20 protein-coding genes are annotated in these 23,744 nt (G+C 60.8%); 7 read left to right on the top strand and 13 right to left on the bottom strand.

Features of this window, described 5'->3' with window-relative positions; all coding sequences use genetic code 11:
• Nucleotides 1–352 precede the first annotated feature (352 nt).
• Nucleotides 353–1,339, top strand: coding sequence for a hypothetical protein (locus B5F22_RS08365; RefSeq protein ID WP_087392207.1), 987 nt, complete (start codon nt 353–355; stop codon nt 1,337–1,339).
• A gap of 51 nt (nt 1,340–1,390) precedes the next feature.
• Here B5F22_RS08365 and B5F22_RS08360 read toward each other — a convergent pair whose 3' ends face one another.
• On the bottom strand, nt 1,391–1,906 hold the full coding sequence (locus B5F22_RS08360; RefSeq protein WP_087392206.1) for a nucleoside recognition domain-containing protein: 516 nt from the start codon (nt 1,904–1,906) through the stop codon (nt 1,391–1,393).
• Between the two features lie 6 nt (nt 1,907–1,912).
• A complete protein-coding gene (locus tag B5F22_RS08355; protein WP_087392205.1) occupies nt 1,913–2,491 on the bottom strand; it encodes a nucleoside recognition domain-containing protein in 579 nt (192 codons plus the stop codon).
• 188 nt (nt 2,492–2,679) lie between these two features.
• Here B5F22_RS08355 and B5F22_RS08350 point away from each other — a divergent pair, with 188 nt between their 5' ends.
• Nucleotides 2,680–2,922 (top strand): AbrB/MazE/SpoVT family DNA-binding domain-containing protein, encoded by a 243-nt coding sequence (locus tag B5F22_RS08350; RefSeq protein WP_087231027.1) that lies wholly within the window; start codon nt 2,680–2,682, stop codon nt 2,920–2,922.
• A 109-nt stretch (nt 2,923–3,031) separates the two neighbouring features.
• Here the strand turns inward: B5F22_RS08350 and rsmI are convergent, their stop codons facing one another.
• Genes rsmI through recG form a run of 4 tightly spaced genes read right to left on the bottom strand, consistent with a single transcriptional unit; the run spans nt 3,032 to nt 8,572 of the window.
• The gene (gene rsmI, locus B5F22_RS08345; RefSeq protein WP_087392204.1) at nt 3,032–3,862 is read right to left on the bottom strand and encodes a 16S rRNA (cytidine(1402)-2'-O)-methyltransferase; all 831 of its coding nucleotides are present in this window, start codon (nt 3,860–3,862) and stop codon (nt 3,032–3,034) included.
• A gap of 13 nt (nt 3,863–3,875) precedes the next feature.
• Nucleotides 3,876–6,053 carry a Tex family protein gene (locus tag B5F22_RS08340; RefSeq protein ID WP_087392203.1) on the bottom strand — a complete coding sequence of 726 codons (2,178 nt, stop codon included), beginning with the start codon at nt 6,051–6,053 and terminating at the stop codon, nt 3,876–3,878.
• A gap of 15 nt (nt 6,054–6,068) precedes the next feature.
• Nucleotides 6,069–6,455, bottom strand: a complete 387-nt coding sequence (locus B5F22_RS08335) for a C-GCAxxG-C-C family protein (protein ID WP_087392202.1) — start codon at nt 6,453–6,455, stop codon at nt 6,069–6,071.
• Between the two features lie 26 nt (nt 6,456–6,481).
• Nucleotides 6,482–8,572 carry an ATP-dependent DNA helicase RecG gene (gene recG / locus B5F22_RS08330; RefSeq protein ID WP_087392210.1) on the bottom strand — a complete coding sequence of 697 codons (2,091 nt, stop codon included), beginning with the start codon at nt 8,570–8,572 and terminating at the stop codon, nt 6,482–6,484.
• A gap of 275 nt (nt 8,573–8,847) precedes the next feature.
• On the opposite strand from recG, the gene B5F22_RS08325 reads away from it, so the two are divergent.
• Together B5F22_RS08325 and B5F22_RS08320 are read left to right on the top strand one after the other, a co-directional pair.
• Nucleotides 8,848–12,285, top strand: a complete 3,438-nt coding sequence (locus B5F22_RS08325; protein WP_087370064.1) for a pyruvate carboxylase — start codon at nt 8,848–8,850, stop codon at nt 12,283–12,285.
• Between the two features lie 346 nt (nt 12,286–12,631).
• Nucleotides 12,632–13,330: a M23 family metallopeptidase gene (locus B5F22_RS08320; RefSeq protein WP_087392201.1), complete on the top strand. Its 699-nt coding sequence runs from the start codon at nt 12,632–12,634 to the stop codon at nt 13,328–13,330.
• 46 nt (nt 13,331–13,376) lie between these two features.
• On the opposite strand, the gene B5F22_RS08315 is transcribed toward B5F22_RS08320, so the two are convergent.
• The gene (locus B5F22_RS08315) at nt 13,377–13,907 is read right to left on the bottom strand and encodes a stage V sporulation T C-terminal domain-containing protein (RefSeq protein ID WP_087392200.1); all 531 of its coding nucleotides are present in this window, start codon (nt 13,905–13,907) and stop codon (nt 13,377–13,379) included.
• A gap of 385 nt (nt 13,908–14,292) precedes the next feature.
• On the opposite strand from B5F22_RS08315, the gene B5F22_RS08310 reads away from it, so the two are divergent.
• From B5F22_RS08310 to B5F22_RS08300, 3 genes are read left to right on the top strand one after another with little or no spacing between them, the layout of a single operon-like run.
• Nucleotides 14,293–15,144: a GDSL-type esterase/lipase family protein gene (locus tag B5F22_RS08310; RefSeq protein WP_158096663.1), complete on the top strand. Its 852-nt coding sequence runs from the start codon at nt 14,293–14,295 to the stop codon at nt 15,142–15,144.
• A gap of 34 nt (nt 15,145–15,178) precedes the next feature.
• Nucleotides 15,179–15,694 (top strand): sigma-70 family RNA polymerase sigma factor, encoded by a 516-nt coding sequence (locus B5F22_RS08305; protein ID WP_087392198.1) that lies wholly within the window; start codon nt 15,179–15,181, stop codon nt 15,692–15,694.
• On the top strand, nt 15,672–16,505 hold the full coding sequence (locus B5F22_RS08300; protein WP_087392197.1) for a DUF3298 and DUF4163 domain-containing protein: 834 nt from the start codon (nt 15,672–15,674) through the stop codon (nt 16,503–16,505). Before B5F22_RS08305 ends, B5F22_RS08300 begins: the two co-directional genes overlap by 23 nt.
• A gap of 73 nt (nt 16,506–16,578) precedes the next feature.
• Here B5F22_RS08300 and gltA read toward each other — a convergent pair whose 3' ends face one another.
• From gltA to B5F22_RS08270, 6 genes are all read right to left on the bottom strand, one after another.
• Entirely contained in the window at nt 16,579–17,979 is a 1,401-nt protein-coding gene (gene gltA / locus B5F22_RS08295) for an NADPH-dependent glutamate synthase (RefSeq protein ID WP_087392196.1), read from the bottom strand.
• A gap of 2 nt (nt 17,980–17,981) precedes the next feature.
• Nucleotides 17,982–18,824 carry a sulfide/dihydroorotate dehydrogenase-like FAD/NAD-binding protein gene (locus B5F22_RS08290; protein ID WP_087392195.1) on the bottom strand — a complete coding sequence of 281 codons (843 nt, stop codon included), beginning with the start codon at nt 18,822–18,824 and terminating at the stop codon, nt 17,982–17,984.
• A gap of 83 nt (nt 18,825–18,907) precedes the next feature.
• Nucleotides 18,908–20,116: an iron-containing alcohol dehydrogenase gene (locus B5F22_RS08285; protein WP_087392194.1), complete on the bottom strand. Its 1,209-nt coding sequence runs from the start codon at nt 20,114–20,116 to the stop codon at nt 18,908–18,910.
• A gap of 221 nt (nt 20,117–20,337) precedes the next feature.
• Nucleotides 20,338–21,102 carry an ABC transporter ATP-binding protein gene (locus tag B5F22_RS08280; RefSeq protein ID WP_087370331.1) on the bottom strand — a complete coding sequence of 255 codons (765 nt, stop codon included), beginning with the start codon at nt 21,100–21,102 and terminating at the stop codon, nt 20,338–20,340.
• Nucleotides 21,099–22,064 (bottom strand): glycosyltransferase family 2 protein, encoded by a 966-nt coding sequence (locus tag B5F22_RS08275; RefSeq protein WP_087231971.1) that lies wholly within the window; start codon nt 22,062–22,064, stop codon nt 21,099–21,101. The genes B5F22_RS08280 and B5F22_RS08275 overlap by 4 nt, the downstream gene beginning before the upstream one ends.
• Nucleotides 22,061–23,743, bottom strand: a complete 1,683-nt coding sequence (locus tag B5F22_RS08270; protein ID WP_087392193.1) for a glycosyltransferase family 39 protein — start codon at nt 23,741–23,743, stop codon at nt 22,061–22,063. Before B5F22_RS08270 ends, B5F22_RS08275 begins: the two co-directional genes overlap by 4 nt.
• Nucleotide 23,744: the final 1 nt, after the last annotated feature.

Genomic DNA, 23,744 nt, shown 5'->3' with positions numbered 1-23,744 from the left:
GGAGTTGGGAGAACTCCATTTTGCGCATCATATTTGCTATTGTTCCCCAAAATACGACTAGAACCCCTGTTTTCGCTTCATGAAAACAGGGGTTTTTGGACAGTCTGAAAGAACGGGCTACCAAGCCCGTTCTTTTTTATGTCTATATTTAAGAGGCTGTGGCGCCCTGTTTTGCCCTGAGAAATTCGGGAGGGGCAAGCCCCTCCCCTACACAAAGAATCTATCTTTCCAGAATACGGTATGCTATACTAAACACAAAAGAACTCTATCACAATCTGTCGCACACAATGTAGTTCCCTCACGCAGAATTTACAAGGCATAATAAGAGATCACCACTGAGGAGGAATCCGACATGGATAAAAAAGCGAAGCTTCAAAATCTGGCTGCTAATGCCGGAAAGGCTGCAAAAGGTATTCTGGGCCACGCCATCCAGGCGGTAGACCAGAACGATGATGGAAAATTTGATTTCAAAGATGTGAGCGTTATCGCTGGGGTTATGGGTGAAGCCGCCAAAAAAGGTGCCCAGAATGTCAAAGCCTCCGCCGAAGCCTTGGCAAGAGCCCAGGAACTGAAAGCACTCAGCCCTATTTTCCCCGACGAAAATTTTACCGTCCCCAAATTTATCCGCTTGGCAGAACGGACTCCGAAGTACGCCCAAAACCCGCTCTGTCTGGGGGCTGTAGGCTTCCAATCCACCCCCAAAGGAGTTGTACTGGTCAACCTATTTCGTGACTGCCTGGATCAGCTCTCCCTGACCCTTTACCCCGATCAAGATGGGGAATTTTACTATGTAGACCCCATCATCCCCAACCGCTATATCGCTCTGGATGAATATTTCAGCTATTTGAAGATTGCTCGAATCAATGAACTTCAAACGATCGCTCAAACCCTGGGTGCACGTCACTTTCGGGTCACTTATAAGGAAGAACAGGCATCCTTCACAGACCAAAAACGCCAGGCCAAAGTGGATGCAAAGGCCAATGTATCCGGCCACGCTTCAGGAGATTACCACCATCAGTCCACGGAGCGCAGGTTTTCCACGGTTGAGGTAGCTGCGGAAATGTCCTTTCCAGGACATGAGCCCATGGCACCTCACCCCGTCTACCTGCTCAAAGAACCCAGCATCCAATCCCTCATTACCATGCGCCTAGACGAGAAGGCTCCCCTGCTCCACCAGAAGTACATGTTGAAATTGAGCAACACCTCAGGCATTAAGGAGCACGATGCCGCAAAAATTGATGCTGTTCTAAATGGTCTGAAGTGTTCAGGCAACACCACCGTCAGCAGCGAAGTGAGAAACGAGTCCAGACGGTATCTGGAGTACGAAATTGAATTCTGACAATAGCTTAGCAACTTCCCTGCCCTCAGTTCTCTGGGGGCAGGGAAGTTTTTATGCCCCAAACAGCCACTTCACCGCCCAGCTGGCGGCCAGAAAGCCCGCCACATCCCCGCACAGAGCCGCCGGGATGGCGTAGCGGGTGCGGCTGATCTTGGCCGCCCCAAAGTACACCGCCACCGTGTAGAAGGTGGTCTCGGTGGAGCCCAGCATCACCGCCGCCGTGCGCCCCACCAGGGAGTCGGGACCGTAGGTCTCAATGAGCTCCGCCCCCAGCCCCAGAGCCGCCGAACCGCTGATGGGCCGCACTACCAGCAGCCCCACCGTCTCCGGCGGGATGCCCACCAGGCCCAGAACCGGCGCAATGAGCCCCTCCAGCAGCTCCAGGGCCCCAGAGGCCCGCAGCATGTACACCCCGCACAGCAGCCCCACCAGAGAGGGCACCATGCGCACCGCCGTCTGGAGCCCCTGGGCGCCCCCCTCCACCAGGGTGGACCACACGTCCACCCGGCAAGCAATGCCCCACACCATGACCCCCAGCATGATGACAGGCACCACCATGGACATCATGTCCTCTCACTCCCTCCACACACGGGCCATCACCTTGGCCGCCACAATGCCCACCGTCACCGACACCGCCGAGGCCAGCCACACCGCAGGCAGAATGTCAAAGGCCGCCCCGCTCCCCGCCGCCTGGCGGATGCTGGCCACCGTGGCGGGGATGAGTTGGATGGAGGCGGTGTTGCACACCACCAGCATGCACAGGCTGTCACTGGCTACGCCCCCCGCCCCCTGGGCCATGAGCTGGGCCGCCCGGATGCCCAAGGGGGTGGAGGCGTTGCCCAGCCCCAACAGGTTGGCCGCTACGTTGGCGCTCACCGCCCCCATCACCTGCGCATCATCCCGGTGCTGAGGGTAGAGCCGGGAGAGAATGGGGTGGAGACACCGCGATAGCCCCCCCACCAGGCCGCTCTTCTCCATCACCCGCATGACCCCCATCCACAGGCACATCACCCCCGCCATGGCCAGGCTCAGCTCCACCCCGGCGTTGGCCCCCTCCAGGGCCGCCCCGGCCACCGCATCCATACGCCCGGTGGCTGCACCACATAAAATGGACGCTCCCACCATCACAACCCAGATCCAAGACATCGCCATGGTCCATTTTCCCTCCTTCTTCCCCCATGTTTATGCCCCCTTTTCCCCCTCCATACGCCTTCGACGAATTTCTTGGAAAAATATTATAGTTCTATTAATTTTATACTTTTGCGATTGACAAGATTATACCCTGTGTTATAATGAATGAGGTTTGTGAAAGTGTACATTTTGTAAGGAGGACTTCACATATGAAATCGACTGGAATTGTTCGCAAGGTAGACGAGTTGGGCCGCATCGTATTGCCCATTGAGCTTCGCCGCACCCTGGACATTGCAGAACGTGACGCCCTGGAAATCTACGTAGATGGTGGCTCTATCGTGCTAAAGAAGTACGAGCCCGCCTGCATTTTCTGCGGAGAGTCTTCCGAAATCACCACCTTCAAGGGCAAGAACATCTGCGCATCCTGCCTGCGGGAACTGGAAGGAAAGTAACTACTTTTTCGAGCAAAAAGTCCGGTGGAAACTATTTCCACCGGACTTTTTTGTCATTTTATGTCTAAATTCTCCAGAAAATAAAGATGTCTTTTTATACTATTCGTAATCACTTTCCCAGGCTCATATCGTACAATTGACGCTTCTTCATGCCAAATTCTTCCCCAGCTTTGGCGCAGGCCTCCTTGAGGGACAGGCCCTCGCCTCGCAGCTGGGCCACCCGCTCCAGGGCGGCCTGGGGGTCTGCCTCTTGGGCCGGGGCTTCGGGGGCACCCTCCACCACCAGCACATACTCCCCCCGGGGCGGGCGGGTGGCGCAGTCGGCCAGAGCCTGGCCCACGGTGGTGCGCACCACCTCTTCGTGGAGTTTGGTCAGCTCCCGGCACAGGGCAATGCGCCGCTCTGCCCCGAACACCGCCACAAAGTCCTCCAGGGTGTCCTCCAGCTTGTGGGGGGCCTCATAGAACACCATGGTCCGCTGCTCCCCCTTCAAACTATCCAGATGGGAGCGGCGGTTTTTCTTGTTCTGGGGCAGAAAGCCCTCAAAGGTGAACCGGGCGGTGGGCAGCCCGGAGACGGACAGGGCGCAGATGAGGGCGCAGGGACCGGGCACCGCCTCCACCGGGATGTCGTGCTGGGCACACAGGGCCACCAGGTCCTCTCCGGGGTCGGAAATGGCGGGGGTGCCCGCATCGGTGACCAGGGCGCAGCTCTCCCCGGCCAACAGACGATCCACAATGGCGGGTCCCGCTGTGGAACAATTGTGGCGGTGGTAGCTGACCATGGGCTTTTTCAGCCCCAGGTGGTTGAGCAGCTTCACCGTCACCCGGGTGTCCTCGGCGGCCAGAAAGTCCGCCCCTGCCATGGTGTCTGCCATGCGCCGGGAGATGTCCCCCAGATTGCCGATGGGGGTGGGAACCAGATACAATTTACCGCTCATGGTCTATTTCTCCTCACTTTCCCGGCGTGGCCGCCGCGGCTCCCTTCATGGTCAGGGAGATTCTCTTTTTCTTCTCGTCCACCTCTTTGACCCACACCGTCACCACGTCACCCACAGACAGGACCTGAGAGGGGTGCTTGATGAAGCGGTCGCAGATCTGGCTGATGTGCACCAGGCCGTCCTGGTGAACGCCAATGTCCACAAAGGCCCCGAAGTCGATGACGTTGCGCACGGTGCCCTTGAGCTCCATGCCCGGCTTCAGGTCCTTGATCTCCAGCACATCGGTGCGCAGCACCGGGGCGGGCAGCTCGTCTCGGGGGTCACGCCCCGGCTTCATCAGCTCGGACGCCACGTCCAGCAGGGTGGGCACACCCACGCCACACGCCTCCGCCGCACGCTCCACGCCGTAGGCCTTCACCTTGTCCATCAAGTCCTGGAGGGTACCCGCCTTCACCTGCTCCATGGTATAACCGCACAGCTCCAGCAGCTTCTGGGCGGCGGCGTAGCTCTCGGGGTGGACGGCGGTGTTGTCCAGAGGGGATTTGCTCTCCGGCACCCGCAAAAATCCGGCGCACTGCTCAAAGGCCTTGGGGCCCAGCTTGGGCACCTTCAAAATCTGTTTGCGGGTGGTGAAGGGGCCGTTCTCCTCCCGGTACTTGACCATGTTCTTGGCGGTGGTCTGGGTCAGACCCGCCACCCGGGCCAGCAGCGGAGCCGAGGCGGTGTTCACATCCACGCCCACGGCGTTGACGCAGTCCTCCACCACCCTGTCCAGGGCCTCGCCCAGGCGGGCCTGGGGCATGTCGTGCTGATACTGGCCCACGCCGATGCTCTTGGGGTCGATCTTCACCAGCTCGGCCAGTGGGTCCTGGAGACGGCGGGCGATGGACACCGCCGAGCGCAGGTTCACGTCAAAGTCGGGGAACTCCTCGGCGGCCAGCTTGGAGGCAGAGTACACCGAAGCCCCCGCCTCGTTGACCATCATATAGGTGACCCCGCAGTTCAGCTTCCCGATCATCTCCACTGCCATCTGCTCGGTCTCCCGGCTGGCGGTGCCGTTGCCAATGGCGATGTGCTGCACGTGGTGCTTCTTCACCAGGGCGGAGAGCTTGGCAATGGCCTCCTGCTTGCCCCGCTCCCCGTGGGTGGGATAGACCACAGTGGTGTCCAGCACCTTGCCCGTGGGGTCGATGACCGCCACCTTGCACCCCATGCGGTAGCCGGGGTCCAGGCCCATGGTCACATGGCCCTTCACTGGGGGCTGCATCAGCAGGGGCTTGAGGTTTAGCGCAAACTGGCCGATGGCCCCCTCCGAGGCCTTCTCGGTGAGGTCGCTGCGCACCTCCCGCTCCAGCGAGGGGGCAATGAGGCGGCGGTAGGCATCCTCCGCGGCGGCTTTCACAAAGGCCATGGCGGGGGTGCCGGGGCGCACCACCTGGCGGCGCACCGCCACCAGGGCCTCCTCCTCGTCCATGTCCACGGACACCTTCAAGATGTCCTCCCGCTCCCCTCGGTTGATGGCCAGCACCTGGTGGCCCATCACCTTGCTGACGGGGGCGGAGAACTCATAATAGAGGCGGTAGACGGTGTCCTCCGGCTCCTTGGCGGCGGCTTTGGACACCAGCATGGCCTTTTTGCCGTAGAGAGTGCGCAGGGTCTTGCGGATGTCCGCATCGTCGGAGATCCACTCCGCCACAATGTCGGACGCCCCCTGCAACGCCGCGGCCACGTCCTCTACCCCCAGGTCGGGATTGATAAAGTCCTGGGCCAGGGTCTCCGGGTCGGGACAATCTCGCTTCTGGTCATAGAGGGTCTGGGCCAGAGGCTCCAGCCCCTTCTCCTTGGCCATGGTGGCACGGGTGCGCCGCTTCTGCTGGTAGGGTCGGTACAGGTCCTCCACCTCCGCCAAAGTCTGGGCGGCGTCGATGGCCTGGGCCAGCTCGTCGGTGAGCTTGCCCTGGTTCTCAATGGCGGTTTTCACCTCCTGACGCCGCTTGTCCAGCCCCCGCAGGTATTGCAGACGGTCGGCCAGTTGGCGGATGAGCTGGTCATCCATGCCGCCGTGCATCTCCTTGCGGTACCGGGCAATGAAGGGGACGGTGTTCCCCTCGTCCAGAAGGTTGATGACGTTTTCCACATGCTTGGCCGGGACAGAAAACTCCTGGGCCAGGCGTTGAATGATGGCTTCCACTTGTGTCTCGCTCCTTTACTCCAAACCGCTCTCCCGGCTGACCCAGTCCATACACCAGGCCACCATCCGGTCACAGTGGCATTTTCTCTCCTCGCCCCGCTCCATCGCAGCTTTCAGCAGCTGGGCACACTCCACATGTCCATGGGCCGCTCGGAACTCCCGCAGCAGCTCCACCCGCTTCTCCTGGGGCATCCCCAGGCCGCCCATGGCCACAAAGGCCCCGGAGATGGCGCCGCACACGGCGCCGCAGCCCATGCCCGCCCCGAAATTCAGGGTCAGGGCGTTGGCCTGCTCTTCTGTAAGCCCCATGTCCCCGGCAAAGGGGATGAGCACCGCCTGGGCGCAGTTGTAGTGCACCTGGGGGTGTGCCCGCAGGGCCTTGCTATGTTCTTTTCTCGTCATGGTTTGTACGCTCCATTTCGAATCAATTAATGAAAAATTTCCGGGTTATCCCGGAACATATGCTCCACTCTCCGGCGCAGAGGCTGGTGCTCCGGCCTGGAGAGCTCTCCGTCCCCCTCCACCAGGGTCTGGGCGGCCTGGCGGGCCTGATTCAAAAGCTCCAGGTCGGAGGCGAAGTCCGCCACCTTCAACTGGGGCAGGCCGTGCTGCCGCTGGCCGAAGAAGTCGCCGGGGCCCCGCAGCCGCAGGTCCTCCTGAGCGATCTGGAAGCCGTCGGTGGTCTGGGTGAGCACCCGCAGCCGCTGGCGGGCGGTGTCGCTGCGGCTGGCGGTGACCAGCACGCAGAAGCTCTCGTGCTTGCCTCGCCCCACCCGGCCCCGGAGCTGGTGGAGCTGGGAGAGGCCGAAGCGGTCGGCGTTCTCCACAATCATCAAGGTGGCGTTGGGCACGTCCACTCCCACCTCAATGACGGTGGTGGACACCAGAATCTGCACCTCTCCCGAGGCAAAGGCGGACATGATGGTCTCCTTGTCCTTGGCCTTCATCTTGCCGTGGACAAAGCCCACGGTTAAGTCGGGGAACACTTGCTCTTGCAGATGCTTGGCGTAGGTGGTCACCGCCTTCATATCCATGGCGGGGGAAAGGGCCTCTCCCCCCTCCTCCCCCTGGGACTCCTCCACGGCAGGGCACACCAGATACACCTGCCTGCCCTGCCCCACCTGGGCACGGACAAAGCCGTACATCCGCTGCCGCTTATCCTCCCCCACCACATAGGTGGCCACGGGGGTGCGGCCCGGGGGCAGCTCGTCGATGATGGATACCTCCATATCCCCGTAGATCATCAGGGCCAGGGTGCGGGGAATGGGGGTGGCGGACATCACCAGCACATGGGGCGGAATTTCGCCCCCCTTGGCCGCCAGCGCCCCCCGCTGGGCCACGCCGAACCGGTGCTGCTCGTCGGCAATGACCAGGCCCAGCTTGTGATAAGTCACGGGCTGGGAGAAGAGGGCGTGGGTGCCCACCAGCACCTGAATGTCACCCCGCTCCAGCTCCTGGAGCAGCTTTTTCCGTACCGCTCCCTTCACCGACCCGGTGAGCAGGGCTACCTTCACCCCTACCGGCTCCAAAATGGAGGACAAGGTGCGGCAGTGCTGCTCGGCCAACAATTCCGTGGGGGCCATGAGGGCGCACTGCAGCCCGCTGAGGGCGGCACACCAGGCCCCGTAGGCGGCCACCGCCGTCTTGCCGGAGCCCACGTCTCCCTGTACCAGGCGGTTCATGCTCCGCCCCGAGGTGACGTCGTGGAAGATGTCTTCCATGGCTCTCGTCTGGGCCCCGGTGGGGGTGAAGGGGAGCAGGGCGCAGAACTGCTGGGGGGTGTGCTGGCCCAACACCAGCCCCTCCCCCTGTTGCCGCCGCCCTTTCAGCATGGCCAGGCCGCAGGTGAGGGTCATAAGTTCCTCGAAGATGAGCCGCTTTCGGGCGCTGGCCAGCCCCTCGAAATTCTGAGGGAAGTGGATATTGGCCAGGGCAAACTCCTGCTGACACAGGCCGTACTCCCGCCGCACCCAGGTGGGGAGCACCTCCTCCACCGTGGGGGCCACCTGGTCCACCGCCAGCTGGGCCAAGCTCACCATCAGGGCGTTGTGGATGCCCGCCGTCAGGGGGTAGACCGGGACGATGCGCCCGGTGTAGCGCTCCTCCCCCTCCTTTTCAAAGAGGGGGTTGACCATGGCAAGCCCTCTGCCCTGCCGCTCCACACGCCCGTAAAAAATATACTGGTCCCCGGGAGAAAAGGCCCGGCGGAGATAGCTCTGGTGAAAAAAAGTCAGGTGCAGTGTCCCGGTCTCATCCACGCACCGCACCTTCACCAGCTCCACGCCGCTCCTCGCCCGGGACAGCTGGGGGTCCTGGGCCACCATGGCCTTCACGCAGCAGGTCATCCCTTCGGGGGCCTCCCGCACGGTGTACAGCTTCCTGCGGTCCTCATACCGCAGCGGGAAGTGCCACAGCACATCCCCCAGCCGCTCCAGGCCCAGCTTGGCCAGCTTACCGCTGCGCACCGGACCCACGCCAGACAGAGCGGACAGGGCCACATTGACCTCCTTGTTTCCCACCTTCACCACCTCCTGGGCTACACCTGCCGCTTGCGCGGCATATGAGATATATTGTATCACACTTCCCCCCGGATGAACACCCCCAACTCCCGGCCATTTGTCCGCAGGACGTGGACTCTTGTGTGTTTACCACAACTTCTTTGCCGAGATAAAGCATTTCATGTCAGAAATGCCAAGTTTATTTTTTCACATAGGTTCTCCGTTGCAAAAGGGAAAAACAACCTCTATAATGTACCTTATCATCCAATATGTTTCAAGGATAAGGAGGTAGGACAGTGGCACAACAATTCTCCAAGGTGCTCGCCGCCAACCGGGGCGAGATTGCCATCCGCATCTTCCGCGCCTGTCACGACTTAGGGCTGCACACGGTGGCCATGTACTCCAACGAGGACACCAATTCCATGTTCCGCATCAAGGCCGATGAGGCCTATCTCATTGGGGAGAACCAGTCCCCCTTAGGGGCCTATCTGGACATCCCCGCCATCATCGACCTGGCCAAGCGCCGGGGCGTCACCGCCATCCACCCCGGCTACGGCTTTTTGTCCGAAAACGCCGACTTTGCCCGGGCCTGTGAGGCAAACGGCATCAAGTTCATCGGCCCGCCCTCCCAGGTGCTGGCCCAAATGGGCGACAAGCTGGCGGCGAAAGCCACCGCCATCGCCTGCAACGTACCCATCATTCCCGGTTCCACCCAGCCCTTGAAGGACGCCGACGAGGCGGTGGAGAAGGCCCTGAGCTACGGCTTCCCCATCATCCTCAAGGCCGCCGCCGGTGGCGGCGGGCGTGGTATGCGCCGCTGCGACAGCGAGGAGGACGTGCGCCGGGAGTTTGAGCTGGTGAAAAACGAGGCCCGAAAGGCCTTCGGCAACGAGGACATCTTCATTGAGAAGTTCCTGGTGGAGCCCAAGCACATTGAGGTTCAGATTCTGGCCGACGAGCACGGCAACGTGGTGCATCTGGGGGAACGGGACTGCTCCCTCCAGCGCCGCTATCAGAAGGTGGTGGAGTACGCCCCCGCCTGGTCGGTGCCCCAGGCCACCGTGGAGGCCCTGCGGGCGGACGCCGTGAAGATCGCCAAACATGTGGGCTACGTCAACGCCGGCACCGTGGAGTTCCTGGTGGACGGCAAGACCGGCCAGCATTACTTCATTGAGATGAATCCCCGCATCCAGGTGGAGCACACCGTCACCGAGATGGTCACCGGCGTGGACCTGGTACGGGCCCAGATTCTCATTGCCGAGGGGCATCCTCTCTCCCACCCCGCCATCGGTTTGGCCCGCCAGGAGGACCTGCGCATCTACGGCTACTCCATCCAGTGCCGGGTTACCACCGAGGACCCCTCCAACAACTTTGCCCCCGACACCGGTAAAATCTCCGCCTACCGCTCCAGCGGCGGCTTTGGGGTGCGTCTGGACGGCGGCAACGCTGCGGCCGGGGCGGTGGTCTCCCCCTACTACGACTCTCTGCTGGTGAAGGTCACCACTTGGGACAACACCTTTGAGGGCGCCTGCCGCCGGGCCACCCGTGCGGTGAACGAGGAGCACGTGCGAGGGGTCAAGACCAACATCCCCTTCGTCACCAACATTCTCAACCACCCCGCTTTCCTGGCCGGGGCCTGTCACACCAAGTTCATTGACGACACCCCCGAGCTGTTTGAGATTGAAAACAGCCGGGACCGGGCCACCAAGGTCTTGAAGTACATCGCCCAGATCCAGGTGGACAACCCGGACACCGAGCGCAAGCAGTACCACAAGCCCCGCTTCCCCACCCCCACCGGAAAGCCCCTGAACGGCCTCAAGGCGCTGCTGGACGAAAAGGGCCCCGAGGCGGTGAAGGAGTGGGTGCTGAACCAGAAGAAGCTGCTCATCACCGACACCACCATGCGGGACGCCCACCAGTCCCTGCTGTCCACCCGGATGCGTACCCGTGACATGCTCCACGGGGCGGACGGCACCGCGGAGATTCTCCAGGACTGCTTCTCCCTGGAAATGTGGGGCGGGGCCACCTTCGACACCGCCTACCGCTTCCTCCACGAGTCCCCCTGGGACCGCCTGGAGCAGCTGCGGGAGAAGATCCCCAACATCCCCTTCCAGATGCTGCTGCGTGGCTCCAACATGGTGGGCTACGCCAACTTCCCCGACAACCTGGTGCGGGAGTTTGTGCGGGAGGCCGCCCGGGAGGGCATCGACATCTTCCGGGTCTTCGACTCTCTGAACTGGATTCCCGGCATGGAGGTGGCCATGGAGGAGGTCCTGCGCCAGAACAAGGTGCTGGAGGCCACCATGTGCTACACCGGGGACATTCTGGACCCCAAGCGGGACAAGTATACCTTAAAATACTACGTGGATATGGCCAAGGAGCTGGAGCGCCGGGGCGCCCACACCCTGTGCATCAAAGATATGTCCGGTCTGCTCAAGCCCTACGCCGCCAAGAAGCTCATCTCCACCCTCAAACAGGAGGTGGGCCTGCCCATCCACCTGCACACCCACGACACCACCGGAAATCAGGTGGCCACCTACCTGATGGCTGCCGAGGCCGGGGTGGACATTGTGGACTGCGCCACCGCCTCCCTGTCCAGCCTCACCAGCCAGCCCTCCCTGTCCGCTGTGGTGGCGGCTCTGGAGGGCCAGGAGCGGGACACCGGGCTGGACCTGCGGGAGATTCAGCGGCTGGACAACTACTGGGCGGACGTGCGTCTGCGCTACGCCAGCTTTGACGAGGGCTTGAAGAGCCCCACCACCGACATCTACCGCTACGAGATTCCCGGCGGCCAGTACACCAACCTGTATCCCCAGGTGGTATCCCTGGGTCTGGGCTCCCGGTTTGACGAGGTCAAGGAGATGTACAAGACCGTCAACGACATGCTGGGCGACCTGGTGAAGGTGACCCCCTCCTCCAAGATGGTGGGAGACCTGGCCATCTTCATGGTGCAAAACGACCTGACCCCGGACAACATCATTGAGCGGGGCAAGAGCCTGTCCTTCCCCGACTCGGTGGTCAGCTACTTCAAGGGCATGATGGGTCAGCCCGCCTGGGGCTTCCAGCCGGAGGGCCTCCAGGAGGTGGTGCTCAAGGGCGAGAAGCCCATCACCTGCCGCCCCGGTCAGCTGCTGCCCCCCGTGGACTTGGAGGCCGTGCGGGAGGAGATGACCCGGTTTATGGAGCCCGAGCACATTACCACCCGGGGCATCCTCTCCTATTGCCTGTTCCCCAAGGTGTATGAGGACTACCGCCGCCACCGCCAGGAGTACGGCTACATCACCCGCATGAGCAGCCACGTGTTCTTCAACGGCATGGCCATCGGTGAGACCAACAAGATCAACATCGAGGACGGCAAGACCCTGGTCATCAAGTACTTAGGCTTGGGCGACCAGAACGACGACGGCACCCGCACCGTCAACTTCGAGCTCAACGGCACCCGCCGCGAGGTGGCCGTGCCGGACAAGCGGGCAGAAGTGAAGGGCAAAGTCGTGGTCATGGCCGACCCCGCCGACAAGAGCCAGGTGGGCTCCTCTATTCCCGGCATGGTGGCCAAGGTGGCCGTGAAGCCCGGCGACATTGTGGAGGAAAACCAGGTGCTGGCCGTCATTGAGGCCATGAAGATGGAGACCTCTGTGGTGGCCCGCATGGCTGGCGTGGTGGACCAGGTGCTCATCTCCGACGGCACCAGCGTCAAGGCCGGCGAGCTGCTGATGACCATCAAAGTCAAATAATATATTTCTCGAAAATGCCAGCATTTTCTCGAGGGGATGCAGCCCGCTGCATGCATAATTGGGTCAAAGGGCGACCCAATTCCACACTGGCGGGCTGAGATGTGTATTTTCCCATGCGCATGTCCTGGGAAAATACGTGATTTCAATTTATTTTCCCGCCTGCGGGCGGGAAAACTCTGCCGAGGGCTTGTGTTCCTACAAAATCATCTGAACCGCTTATACAGATGTTGGCTTTTTGCCCGCCTATATGGAGGAGATTCCCCAGACTGGAATCTCCTCCATCATTTTTCCATTCTCCGGTATAGGCCTCTCACCTCCTGTCCAAAATATCCGTGGAGGTGTTATTATGAACCAGAAACCGAATTTATGGCAGCGAGCCGTGGAATTTGTCACGGGGAAAGGATTCTATCTTGCCGTGCTGGTGTGCGTGATGGTCATTGGCCTGTCCGCCTACTTCATGATCCAGAGCGTGCGCAGCAACCTGTCCAAAACGGCCGATCACCAGGCATCCAGCACCGCATCCATCACCGTCACTCCGGCCCCCAGGGCCACGGCCACGCCTCGCCCCACGCCGAAGCCCACACCCACACCCGCTCCCACCCCTCACCCTACCCCTGAGGCCACCGCCCAACCCACCAGCGCCTACTCCTGGCCGGTGAGCGGGACGGTGATCTCCTCCTTCTCGGTGGAGGCCCTGTCCTACAACGAGACCATGGGGGACTGGCGGACCCACGACGGCATTGACATCGCCTCTTCCCTGGGCACCCGGGTCCAGGCCACCGCCAAGGGCGTGGTCAGCGCCGTATATGAAGACGCTGTGATGGGCGTCACCGTGGTGGTGGACCACGGCAACGAGCTGTTCAGCGTCTACTCCAACCTGGAGGAAAATCCCCCGGTGGCGGTGGGAGACACCGTGGCCTCGGACACCGTGGTGGGCGAAGTGGGAGAGACCTCTGTGGCGGAGAGCGGCAAGCAGCCCCACCTGCACTTTGCCATGTATCAGGGGGACGCCCCCATCAATCCCGAGGACTATTTGGGACAATAAGTAGATAGGGATGCACGGTGAATCACGCGTGCATCCCTATTTTTTCTTAGCTCTCCATATGTCGGCCCAGAAAAGCCGCTGCAATCTGGGCGGTCTTCTGCTCCGTCTCCCCCACCGGGACGTCCCCGTGGAGCAGCAACACACTGCCCAGCACGTCCCCGTGGCTGATGATGGGGTACACCGCCTCCACCTGGTAGCGGCCGTCCCCCTCGGTGAGGGTGAGGCCCTCGCCGCTGCTGTAGTAAGGCTTGCGCTCCTCCATCATCCGGCCCAGCTCTGAGGACACGCCCCGCTCCACCAACTCCTTCCGGGGCGCACCCCCGGCGGCGATGCAGCAGTCCCGGTCGGTGACCACCACCGGAACACTGGTAACCCGGTACATGGTCTCGCACAGCTCTCCGGCCAGCTCCGCCATGTCCTCCAGCTGGGAGTACTTGCGGAAGATGACGCTGCCCTCCCGATCGGTATAGATCTCCAGGGGATCGCCCTCCCGGATGCGCATGGTTCTGCGGATTTCCTTTGGTATGACTACACGACCCAGGTCGTCGATTCTTCTCACTATGCCCGTTGCTTTCATCCTTTGCCACTCCTCTGTATTTGAAAAGTCACAGGTGCCATGGGAAATTACCTGTTTTGTCAATTATTATGAGCATTTTCCAAATGGTTATACAGCCCAATTTCACGCCAAAGGAGCGGGGAACACACTGCCCAAATGGTGCGCGGATACACAGAAAAAATTCTCCTTTCGCCCCCCGTTGACAACCCCTAAAATCGTGGTATGCTAAAATGATAGATTTTCCAAATGCGCATCCCTGCGCCTGCTCTGGCAGCAAAAAATTTTTTGAAAAAACGCAGCCCATTCGTCAACTTTCTTTCCCCGCTGCGCGTCTACACTGTCGAGCATGCACACAGCATCCATTGGGATTTTTATGTCATATTTTTCAACCTTGGAGGTACCTTCTATGAGCACTCAACCCCGACGCCACCGGAGACGGCGTCACCGCGCATCTCCCCTCACCATTCTCTTCTTTCTCGTTCTGGGTCTGGCCGCTCTGGCCATTGTGGTGACGGTGGTCACCCACCTCTTCGCCCCGTCTAATGACCAGCCAGAGCCCACCCCGACGCCCACAGCCACCGTCTCGCCGGAACCCACGCCCTCTCTGGCCCCCTCGGCCAGCCCCACCCAGTCCCTGCCCTATGACTTCTCCCAGCCGGTGCCCGAATCCAGCAGTGTGGAAAAGCGCTACCTGGACGACGCCGTGTTCATCGGCGATTCCCGCACCGAAGGGCTGGTGCTGTATACGGGCCTGAGCAACGCCACAAGCTATGCCCAAAAGGGCCTCACGGTGGACACCGTCTTCACCGACCCCATTGTGGACCGAAACGGCCAGATGGTGACGGTGGTGGAGGCCATGAAACACACCCAGTTCTCCAAGGTGTATCTCATGTTTGGCATCAACGAGCTGGGCTGGGCCTACCCCAGCATTTTCATCGACAAGTTTACCCAGCTCATTCAGGAAATCCGGGCCATCAACCCCGACGCCGTCATCTACGTGCAGGAGATTCTCCCCGTGTCTCAGAAGGTGTCCGAGACCCACAGCTATATCTCCAACGAGAAGATTCAGGAGTTCAACCAGCTGATTCTCAACATGACCCAGGAGCAGAAGGTCTATTACCTCCAGGTCTCTCAATCCCTCATCCAGGACGACAACTTCTGTCTGCCTGAGGGTGCCTCCTCCGACGGCATCCACCTCACCCCCTCCTATTGCAAAAACTGGCTGGACTATCTGCTCTGCCACACCGTGAATCCCTGAGATTCGGCCACGGGGCAGTGGAAAGGAATCTGTTATGGCCACCTCAAAGAACTCGCCTCTGGTCTCCTTTATCCAGGAAAACCAGGAAAAGCTATATCGCATCGCCTATGCCCACGTGAAAAACCGGGACGCCGCCCTGGACCTGGTGCACACCTCCATTGTCAAGGCCCTGCAAAAGCAGCACACCCTGCGCAATCAGGAGTGTGTGCGCACCTGGTTCTACCGCATTCTGGTCAATGAGTGCATGAGCTATTTCCGCAAGCAGTCCCGGGTGGTGTATCTGGCAGACCTGAACGACAACCTCATGCCACCTCCCCCGGCCAACTACGGCCAGGAGGAGTATCTGGACCTGTATTCCGCCATTGACCACCTGCCCTCTCAGCTGAAAGCGGTGATCATTTTGCGGTATTTTGAGGATATGAAGCTGTCCACCATTGCGGAAATCACGTTCACCAATCTCAGCACCACAAAATCACGCCTGTATAAGGCCCTGAAGCTCTTGAAACTGGATTTGGGAGGTATGGAAGATGATCGATCACTCTCCGTATGACAACATGGAAATTCCTTCCCAGCTGTCCAGTGTCGTGGCAGATGCTCTGGCCTGCGGACAGGGAAAACGGCGGCACCGATTGTGGCTTATTCGCCTCATCGCCTGGGTACCCATGTCGGTGGCGGCCTGCCTGGTGCTCCTGCTCAACCTCTCCCCCACCTTCGCTCAGGGAGTGTGTAGCCTGCCCGTGGTGGGGGAGGTGTGCCGGATTTTCGTCTTCCGGGAATACCACAGCGAGAACCAATTCCAGTATATCGACGCCGTCATCCCTCAAATTGAAAACACGGGCAAGACGGAGCTGGAGCAGCGGGTCAATGAGTACCTCCAGCAGCTCATCGAAAACTGCCTGGAGGAGAGCGAGGCCCGGGCCAAGGAATACTACGATGCCTATGTGGCCACAGGGGGAAACCCGGCAGACTTTCGGCCTGTGGGGGTCAACATCGACTATGATGTGAAGTATATCAGCCCCCAGTACGTCTCCCTCCACATCTCCCACTATGAGACCTCCTTTACCGCCTACCAGACGGACTATTACTACACGGTAGACCTGGATGGGGAGCAGGTGCTCACCCTGAAAGACTGGTTCGGGGACGACTACCAGCAGATTGTGGCCGACAGCATCCGGACCTCCATCTCCCAGTGGTCCCAGGAGCAACAACAGCAGCTATTTCCCAATCTGGACCTGGAATCCCTCATCACCGAAGACCGCAGCTTCTACCTCAATGAACAGGGTCAGGTGGTGGTGGTCTTTGACAAATACGAGCTGGCCAACGGCGCCGCCGGGCGGCCGGAATTCGTCATCACCCAATAAAAAATTCCCCCGGCGTAGCCGAGGGAACGAGAAAACGAGGGCCCTCCGGTTTCCCGGAGGGCCCTCGTTTCTATTACTTGTTTTGGATGTACTCATGGATGGCAGCAGCGGCCTGCTTGCCCGCTCCCATGGCCAGAATCACCGTGGCGGCGCCGGTGACGGCATCGCCGCCGGCGTACACGCCCTCTCGGCTGGTGAGGCCGTCGTCCCCGTTGGTGACGATGCAGCCGTGGCGGTTGGTCTCCAGGCCAGGGGTGGTGGACCGGATGAGGGGATTGGGGCTGGTGCCGATGGACATGATCATGGTGTCCACCTCCAGCTCAAAGCGGCTGTCCGGCTTCTCCACGGGACGGCGGCGACCGGAGGCGTCGGGCTCGCCCAGCTCCATCTCAATGCACGCCATGCCACGGACACGGCCGTCCTCGTCGCCCAGCACCTCCACAGGGTTGGTGAGGGTCTTGAAGATGATGCCCTCCTCCTGGGCGTGCTCCACCTCTTCCTTCCGGGCGGGGAGCTCCTCCATGCCCCGGCGGTAGACGATGTACACCTCTTCGGCACCCAGGCGCTTGGCACAGCGGGCGGCATCCATGGCCACGTTGCCGCCGCCCACCACGGCCACCTTGTGGCTGTGCATGATGGGGGTCTTGCTGCCGGGCTGGTAGGCCTTCATGAGGTTGATGCGGGTGAGGTACTCGTTGGCGGAGTACACCCCCTTGAGGCTCTCGCCGGGGATGCCCATAAACCGGGGCAGGCCAGCGCCGCTGGCGATGTACACCGCCTCGAAGCCGTACTCGCCCATGAGCTCGTCAATGGTGAGCACCTTGCCGATGACCATGTTGGTCTCGATGTCCACGCCCAGGGCCTTGAGGCCGTCAATCTCCTGCTGCACAATGGCCTTGGGCAGACGGAACTCGGGGATGCCGTACACCAGCACGCCACCCGCCAGGTGAAGGGCCTCGTAGATGGTCACGGCATAGCCCAGCTTGGCCAGGTCGCCCGCGGCAGTGAGGCCGGAGGGGCCAGCGCCGATGATGGCCACCTTGTGGCCGTTGGGCTGGGGCTTGACGGGGGTGTCGGTGACATGCTCCCGGTGCCAGTCGGCTACAAACCGCTCCAGGCGGCCAATGCCCACGCTCTCGCCCTTGATGCCCCGGACGCACTTGCCCTCGCACTGGTTTTCCTGGGGGCAGACACGGCCACACACGGCGGGCAGAGCGCTGGAAGCGGAGAGCACCTGATAGGCCCCCTCAAAGTCCTCCTCGGCCACCTTGCCGATGAAGGCGGGGATGTCGATGCCCACGGGGCACCCGGTCTGGCAGGGCTTATTCTTGCAGTTCAGGCAGCGCTTGGCCTCGCTGACCGCCATCTCAGCGGTGTAGCCCAGAGCTACCTCGTCAAAGTTGTGGTTTCTCACCTGGGGCTCCTGGCTGGGCATGGGGCACTTGCAGGGGTCCATGTTGATCTGGTGTGCCATGCTCACTGCACCTCCTTGTTGAGCAGATTACAAGAGGCCTCCCGGGCGTGGGTCTCAAACTCCCGGTAGGTGGAGCCCCGGTGCATGGCCTCGTCAAAGTCCACCTGGTGGCCGTCAAAGTCAGGGCCGTCCACACAGGCGAACTTGGTCACGCCGCCCACGGTGAGGCGGCAGCCGCCGCACATGCCGGTGCCGTCGATCATGATGGGGTTCATGGACACGGTGGTCTTGATGCCGTACTTCTCGGTGAGCTTGCAGACAAACTTCATCATGATGAGGGGTCCAATGGCGATGACCTCGTCGTACTGGTTGCCCGCCTGAATGAGGGCCTCCAGGGCGTTGGTCACCAGGCCCTTCTCGCCCCAGGTGCCGTCGTCGCTCATCTTTACCATGTGGTCAGACACCGCCTCAAACTCCTGCTCCAAAATCACCAGGTCCTTGGAGCGGAAGCCCACGATGGAGTGCACCTCGGCCCCCAGCTCGTGGAGGCGCTTGGCGGTGGGATAGGCGATGGCGCAGCCCACGCCGCCGCCCACCACGGCCACCTTCTTCAGGCCCTCCAGCTCACTGGCCCGGCCCAGGGGGCCCACAAAGTCGTGGACGGACTGGCCCGCCTCCAACTGGTTGAGCTCCATGGTGGTGCCGCCGACGATCTGAAAAATAATGGTGATGGTGCCGGCCTGGCGGTCAAAGTCGGCAATGGTCAGAGGAATCCGCTCGGAGTCCTCGAAGGGGCGTACAATGATAAACTGACCCGGCTGCGCCTTCTTGGCCACCAGAGGGGCCTCGATGACCATCTTGGTGACGGTGGGGTTCAGCGGGGTTTTTTCCGCAATTCGAAACATAACAATCTCCTTCCATGAGGGTATCGCGCAAAAGAAAATAGGGGGAGAGCCATTCCCCTCCCCCTATTTTACACGCTAAAGGATTAAAAGTCAACGTCCAGGTCGTAATAGCAAGCGGTGAGCAGCTTCTCCATGTCCGCCTGGTCGGGCTGGCGGGGGTTGGAGCCGGTGCAGGCGTCGCCCAGGGCGTTCTTGGCGATCTCCGGCAGCTTAGAGAGGAACTCCTCTTCGCCCACGAAGCCCTGCTCGGCAATGGTGCCGCCCTCGCCGTAGTGGGCGATGCACTGGGGAATGTTCAGCTCATCGTTCATGTGGCGCAGCTCGGCCACCAGAGCGGCCACCAGGGACTGGGTGTCGCTGCCCTCCAGGCCCATGAAGCGGGCGATGTAGGCGTAGCGCTGGGCGGCCTCGGGGTTCTTGGCGTTGTACTGGATGACCTTGGGCAGGTACATGGCGTTGGCTGCGCCGTGGATGATGTGACCGCCCTCAAACACGGCTCCGGTCTTGTGGGCCATGGAGTGGACGATACCCAGCAGGGCGTTGGAGAAGGCCATGCCCGCCAGGCACTGGGCGTTGTGCATCCGGTCCCGGGCATCCATGTCGCCCTCATAGGACTTCTTCAAGTCGTTGTGCACCATCTGGATGGCGTGGAGGGCCAGGGGGTCAGTGTAGTCGCAGTGGACGGTGGACACATAGGCCTCAATGGCGTGGGTCATGGCGTCCATACCGGTGTGAGCGGTGAGCTTGGGGGGCATCTTCTCGGCCAGCTCGGGGTCCACAATGGCCACATCGGGGGTGATGTTGAAGTCGGCCAGGGGGTACTTGATGCCCTTGTCGTAGTCGGTGATGACGGAGAAGGCGGTCACCTCAGTGGCAGTGCCGGAGGTGGAGGGGATGGCACAGAAATGGGCCTTCTGCCGCAGCGTGGGGAAGTTGAAGGGGACGATGAGGTCGTCGAAGGTGACGTCGGGGTACTCATAGAAGGCCCACATGGCCTTGGCCGCGTCGATGGGGCTGCCGCCGCCGATGGCCACAATCCAGTCGGGCTGGAACTGGCGCATCTCCTCAGCGCCTCGCATTACGGTGGTGACGCTGGGATCGGGCTCCACGCCCTCAAAAATATGTACCTCCATGCCCGCTTCCTTCAGGGCATTCTCTACCCGGGCCAGGAAGCCAAATCGCTTCATGCTGCCACCGCCGGTGACGACAAATGCACGGGTGCCCTTCAGGTTCTTCAGCTCCTCCAGAGAGCCTTTTCCATGGTACAGATCACGGGGAAGAGTAAAACGCATACTGATTACCTCCATATGTGTGGTGTGGTCTGTCCTCCTTGTGGGACAGACAGCCTATGGTGTACGAGCCTTACAGGGAGTCAGCACGGTCAACGCCCTTTGTGGGATTATACCACCTTTTCGCCCCGTTGAGTAGTGCCTTTTTTGCACTGTGACCGATGTTTTTTCAGCAAGGAAAACCCCCCTGCCCATGGGGCGAGGGGGTTGATATAGAGGATGGTTCAGTCAGCGGGGACCTCGATCTTCCGCTTGCCGTCCAGCATCTCCTGATAGCGGTCGCAGATGCCCTGGACGTCATCCCCAAACTCCACTTGGTGGCCCTTGTGCAGCCACAAAATCTTGGTGCACATCTCCCGGACCTGCTCCAGGGAGTGGGAGACCAGAATGGAGGTGGCGCCGCCGTAGATGATCTCCTTCATCTTGGCCTCGCTCTTGCGGCGGAATGCGCCGTCGCCCACGGACAGTACCTCGTCCAGGATGAGGATATCCGGCTGGACCAGGCAGGCAATGGAGAAGGCCAGACGGGACTTCATGCCTGAGGACAGCTGTTTAAAGGGGCGGTCCTCAAACTCCTTCAGGTCGGCAAACTCGATGATCTGGTCGTACATCTCGTTCATGAACTTGCGGGTATAGCCCAGCATGGCTCCACGGAGGTAGGTGTTTTCCCGCACCGTCAGGTCCCCGTCAAAGCCGCTGGCCAGCTCCAGCAGGGCGGCAATGGTGCCCTCTCGGTGTACATACCCCTCGGTGGGCTCCATGATGCCGGAGATGGCCTTGAGCAGGGTGGATTTGCCCGCACCGTTGGTGCCGATGATGCCCAGCATGTCCCCCTTCTCCAGGGAGAAGGTGACGTGCTTGTCCGCCCAGAACTTCTTCACCTCGTACTTGCCCCGCAGGCGGCGGGTGACGTACTCCTTGATGCCGATGTCTTTAAAATCTCCCGTCATATACCGGATGGAGACGTTATTCACTTCCAAAATACTCATGATTGTACCCCTTCATCCTTTTTTGTGCCATCGCTGCTCTCTTGCAGGATGTAGATGGGACGATGCTTGGTTTCCAGATAGGTCTTGGCCAGGTACTGACCGATGACGCCGATGGACAGCAGCTGGATGCCCCCCAAGAAGAGCATCACGCACATCATACTGGGCCAGCCCTCCACCGGGTCGCCAAAGAGGATGGTGCGCACCAGGATGAAGCACAGGGCCAGGGCGGCGCACAGGCAGGTGATAATGCCGAACACCGAGGCCATGGCCAAAGGGGCGGTGGAAAAAGCCACGATGCCCTCGATGGAGTAGAGAAACAGCTTCCAGAAGGACCACTTGGTCTCCCCTGCTACCCGCTGCACATTCTCATAGGGCAGCCACTTGGTGCGGAAACCCACCCAGCCGAAAATGCCCTTGGAGAAGCGGTTGTACTCCTTCATGGACAGGATGGCGTCCACCATGGCCCGCTTCATCAGCCGGTAGTCCCGGGCGCCGTCCACAATGTCGGCATCGGAAATGCGGTTGATGAGCTTGTAGAAGGTGCGGGCAAAAAAGCTGCGGATGGGGGGTTCCCCTGCCCGGTCCACCCGGCGGGTGGCCACCGAGTCATAGGGCTCGTCCCGGAGAATCTCATACATCTGGGGCAGCAGCGCCGGGGGGTCCTGCATATCCGCGTCCATGATGGCCACATAGTCCCCCTTGGCATGTTCCAGGCCCGCATAAATGGCCGCCTCCTTGCCGAAGTTTCGGGAGAAGGAGAGGTAGCGGACGTTTTGGTACTGCCCGGCGTAGGTGCGCATGAGGGACAGAGTGCCGTCCTTGGAGCCGTCGTTGACCAGCAGCACCTCCAGGTCCACCTGGTACTGCGTCTCCAAGGTCTTGGCCACCTGTTGAATTTCCGGGATAAAGTAAGGCAGGGCCTGCTCCTCGTTGTAGCAGGGCACCACCACGGTAATCATCATGACGCAGCCTCCTCCAGGGTGCAGAAATAGACGTTGCACCCGATTCTGGTCAAGAGCTCAAACTGGGCCAGGTCCAGCTGGGCCTCCACCTGTTCCTGGATCTCCTCCTGGGACATCTTGCCGAAGTCCCGGATGAACAGCAGGAATCCGCCCTCCAGGTCCTTGGACTCCACGGCATCCCTGAGAGCGGCAAAATCCTTCCCCCCGCAGCGGTAGATCTGGGAATGCTCTGGGAACTCCATGGCCTGGGCGTCGGCAAATTCCGGGGTCCCCTGTACGCTGAGAATGATCACAGGGTACTCCTCATACCCCGCCAGCTCCTGGGCTCTCTGGTTGGTCTCCAGGAAGAGGTAGTTTACCGTCTGGGTCCGATAGGACATGGCGGTAATCCCCAGGGCCACCACAGCCAGGACGATGGTGCACCGCTGGGGGTTGCGCACCAGCAGCATCAGGGTGCGATAGCCCAGGTAGACCATGCACAGAACGATGAGGGGGTAGATGCAGAAGAAGTAGCGGTCGGTCTTATAGGGCGCCACTTTTCCCACCAGTCCCCAGTAGCCTACGGCTACCACGCCCAGCAGGGCCACGGCCACATCCACATGGGAGATGTGCAGGCGCAGCTTGCGGTCCAGGTGCACGTCCATCTCCACGGCCATACCCACCTCTTCCCCCTTGGGGAATAGACGCAGGTGCAGCACGTGCTTGACCAGGAAGTACACCACCACCACGGCCACCACCAGCAGGATGCACTCCTTGAGCCAGCCGTTGAAGAGCTGGCGGCTGATGGTGCTGGCCACCTTTTTCAGACCATCCAAGGTGCCCTCCTTGGTGGCCATGCTGCCAAAGGCCTCTTTGCCCCGGTAGCCGCCAAAGATGTGGAACAGCATCTTGGGGAAGAGGACCACAGCGGCGCACAGGGCCCCGCCCTCCAGCACTGTGTATACTGCCAGCAGCTTCCACCGCCGGGTGGCACACAGGTAGAGGAAGAAAATTCCGCACAGGAAGAAGCAGAACACCAGGAAGTAATACTGGGTCAGGATGCCCAGCAGGGTCACCACAAAGAGCAGCGCAGCGGTTCTCTTGCGCAGCTTACCCCGCCGCACATCCTCCAGGGCTTTCAGGTGCACCAGCACCAGAGCCGTGGCAATGCAGGTCAGCAGCGCATACATGCGGATGAACACCGCCGTGGTCATACCTCCCACGCTCCAAGCCCACATGGCTGCCGCCAACAGGGCCAGCACCCGATTGGGGAAGAGCCGGGCCGCCACCAGGTAGAGCAGCACGGTGGTGAGCAGGCAGAAGAACATGTTGGGCAAAATGCCAATCCACTTGCTCACCTCCCCGTGGAACAGGGCGGAGACGGTGTGGATGACAAAGTAGTAGATGGGCGGGTGCACGTCGTTTTCCTGGTTGTGGTAGGGGATGGAGTAGTCCAAATCCCCCAGTCCGTCCACCGACATGGCCTCCTGGAAGAAGGAGCCGTCCACCCAGGTGTCCAAAAAGCCCTCGGTCTCCGAGAAGAAGGTCCCGGGATAGTTGGACAGCTCATAGGTATAGACCTCGTCCACGTGGTACCCAGCCTTTTTCTGGCCAAAGTACCCCATCATGACGGTCTGTACCGCCAACACCAGCACCAACGCCAGCAGAATCAGATATCGTTTTTGATTTTGGGTTTTCATG

It is taken from the genome of Pseudoflavonifractor sp. An187, from assembly GCF_002160275.1.
Lineage (GTDB): Bacteria > Bacillota > Clostridia > Oscillospirales > Oscillospiraceae > Enterenecus > Enterenecus faecium.
This window is presented reverse-complemented; position numbering and strand designations above follow the sequence as displayed.

What these genes read in the sequence shown, in the direction of transcription:
- B5F22_RS08305 (WP_087392198.1), top strand. Translation starts at nt 15,179, where the DNA reads ATGGCCACCTCAAAGAACTCGCCTCTGGTCTCCTTTATCCAGGAAAAC.
- gltA (WP_087392196.1), bottom strand. Translation starts at nt 17,979, where the DNA reads ATGGCACACCAGATCAACATGGACCCCTGCAAGTGCCCCATGCCCAGC.
- B5F22_RS08320 (WP_087392201.1), top strand. Translation starts at nt 12,632, where the DNA reads ATGAACCAGAAACCGAATTTATGGCAGCGAGCCGTGGAATTTGTCACG.
- B5F22_RS08360 (WP_087392206.1), bottom strand. Translation starts at nt 1,906, where the DNA reads ATGATGTCCATGGTGGTGCCTGTCATCATGCTGGGGGTCATGGTGTGG.
- rsmI (WP_087392204.1), bottom strand. Translation starts at nt 3,862, where the DNA reads ATGAGCGGTAAATTGTATCTGGTTCCCACCCCCATCGGCAATCTGGGG.
- B5F22_RS08300 (WP_087392197.1), top strand. Translation starts at nt 15,672, where the DNA reads ATGATCGATCACTCTCCGTATGACAACATGGAAATTCCTTCCCAGCTG.
- B5F22_RS08275 (WP_087231971.1), bottom strand. Translation starts at nt 22,064, where the DNA reads ATGATGATTACCGTGGTGGTGCCCTGCTACAACGAGGAGCAGGCCCTG.
- B5F22_RS08280 (WP_087370331.1), bottom strand. Translation starts at nt 21,102, where the DNA reads ATGAGTATTTTGGAAGTGAATAACGTCTCCATCCGGTATATGACGGGA.
- B5F22_RS08290 (WP_087392195.1), bottom strand. Translation starts at nt 18,824, where the DNA reads ATGTTTCGAATTGCGGAAAAAACCCCGCTGAACCCCACCGTCACCAAG.
- B5F22_RS08315 (WP_087392200.1), bottom strand. Translation starts at nt 13,907, where the DNA reads ATGAAAGCAACGGGCATAGTGAGAAGAATCGACGACCTGGGTCGTGTA.
- B5F22_RS08350 (WP_087231027.1), top strand. Translation starts at nt 2,680, where the DNA reads ATGAAATCGACTGGAATTGTTCGCAAGGTAGACGAGTTGGGCCGCATC.
- B5F22_RS08355 (WP_087392205.1), bottom strand. Translation starts at nt 2,491, where the DNA reads ATGGCGATGTCTTGGATCTGGGTTGTGATGGTGGGAGCGTCCATTTTA.
- B5F22_RS08365 (WP_087392207.1), top strand. Translation starts at nt 353, where the DNA reads ATGGATAAAAAAGCGAAGCTTCAAAATCTGGCTGCTAATGCCGGAAAG.
- B5F22_RS08335 (WP_087392202.1), bottom strand. Translation starts at nt 6,455, where the DNA reads ATGACGAGAAAAGAACATAGCAAGGCCCTGCGGGCACACCCCCAGGTG.
- B5F22_RS08270 (WP_087392193.1), bottom strand. Translation starts at nt 23,743, where the DNA reads ATGAAAACCCAAAATCAAAAACGATATCTGATTCTGCTGGCGTTGGTG.
- B5F22_RS08285 (WP_087392194.1), bottom strand. Translation starts at nt 20,116, where the DNA reads ATGCGTTTTACTCTTCCCCGTGATCTGTACCATGGAAAAGGCTCTCTG.
- B5F22_RS08310 (WP_158096663.1), top strand. Translation starts at nt 14,293, where the DNA reads ATGAGCACTCAACCCCGACGCCACCGGAGACGGCGTCACCGCGCATCT.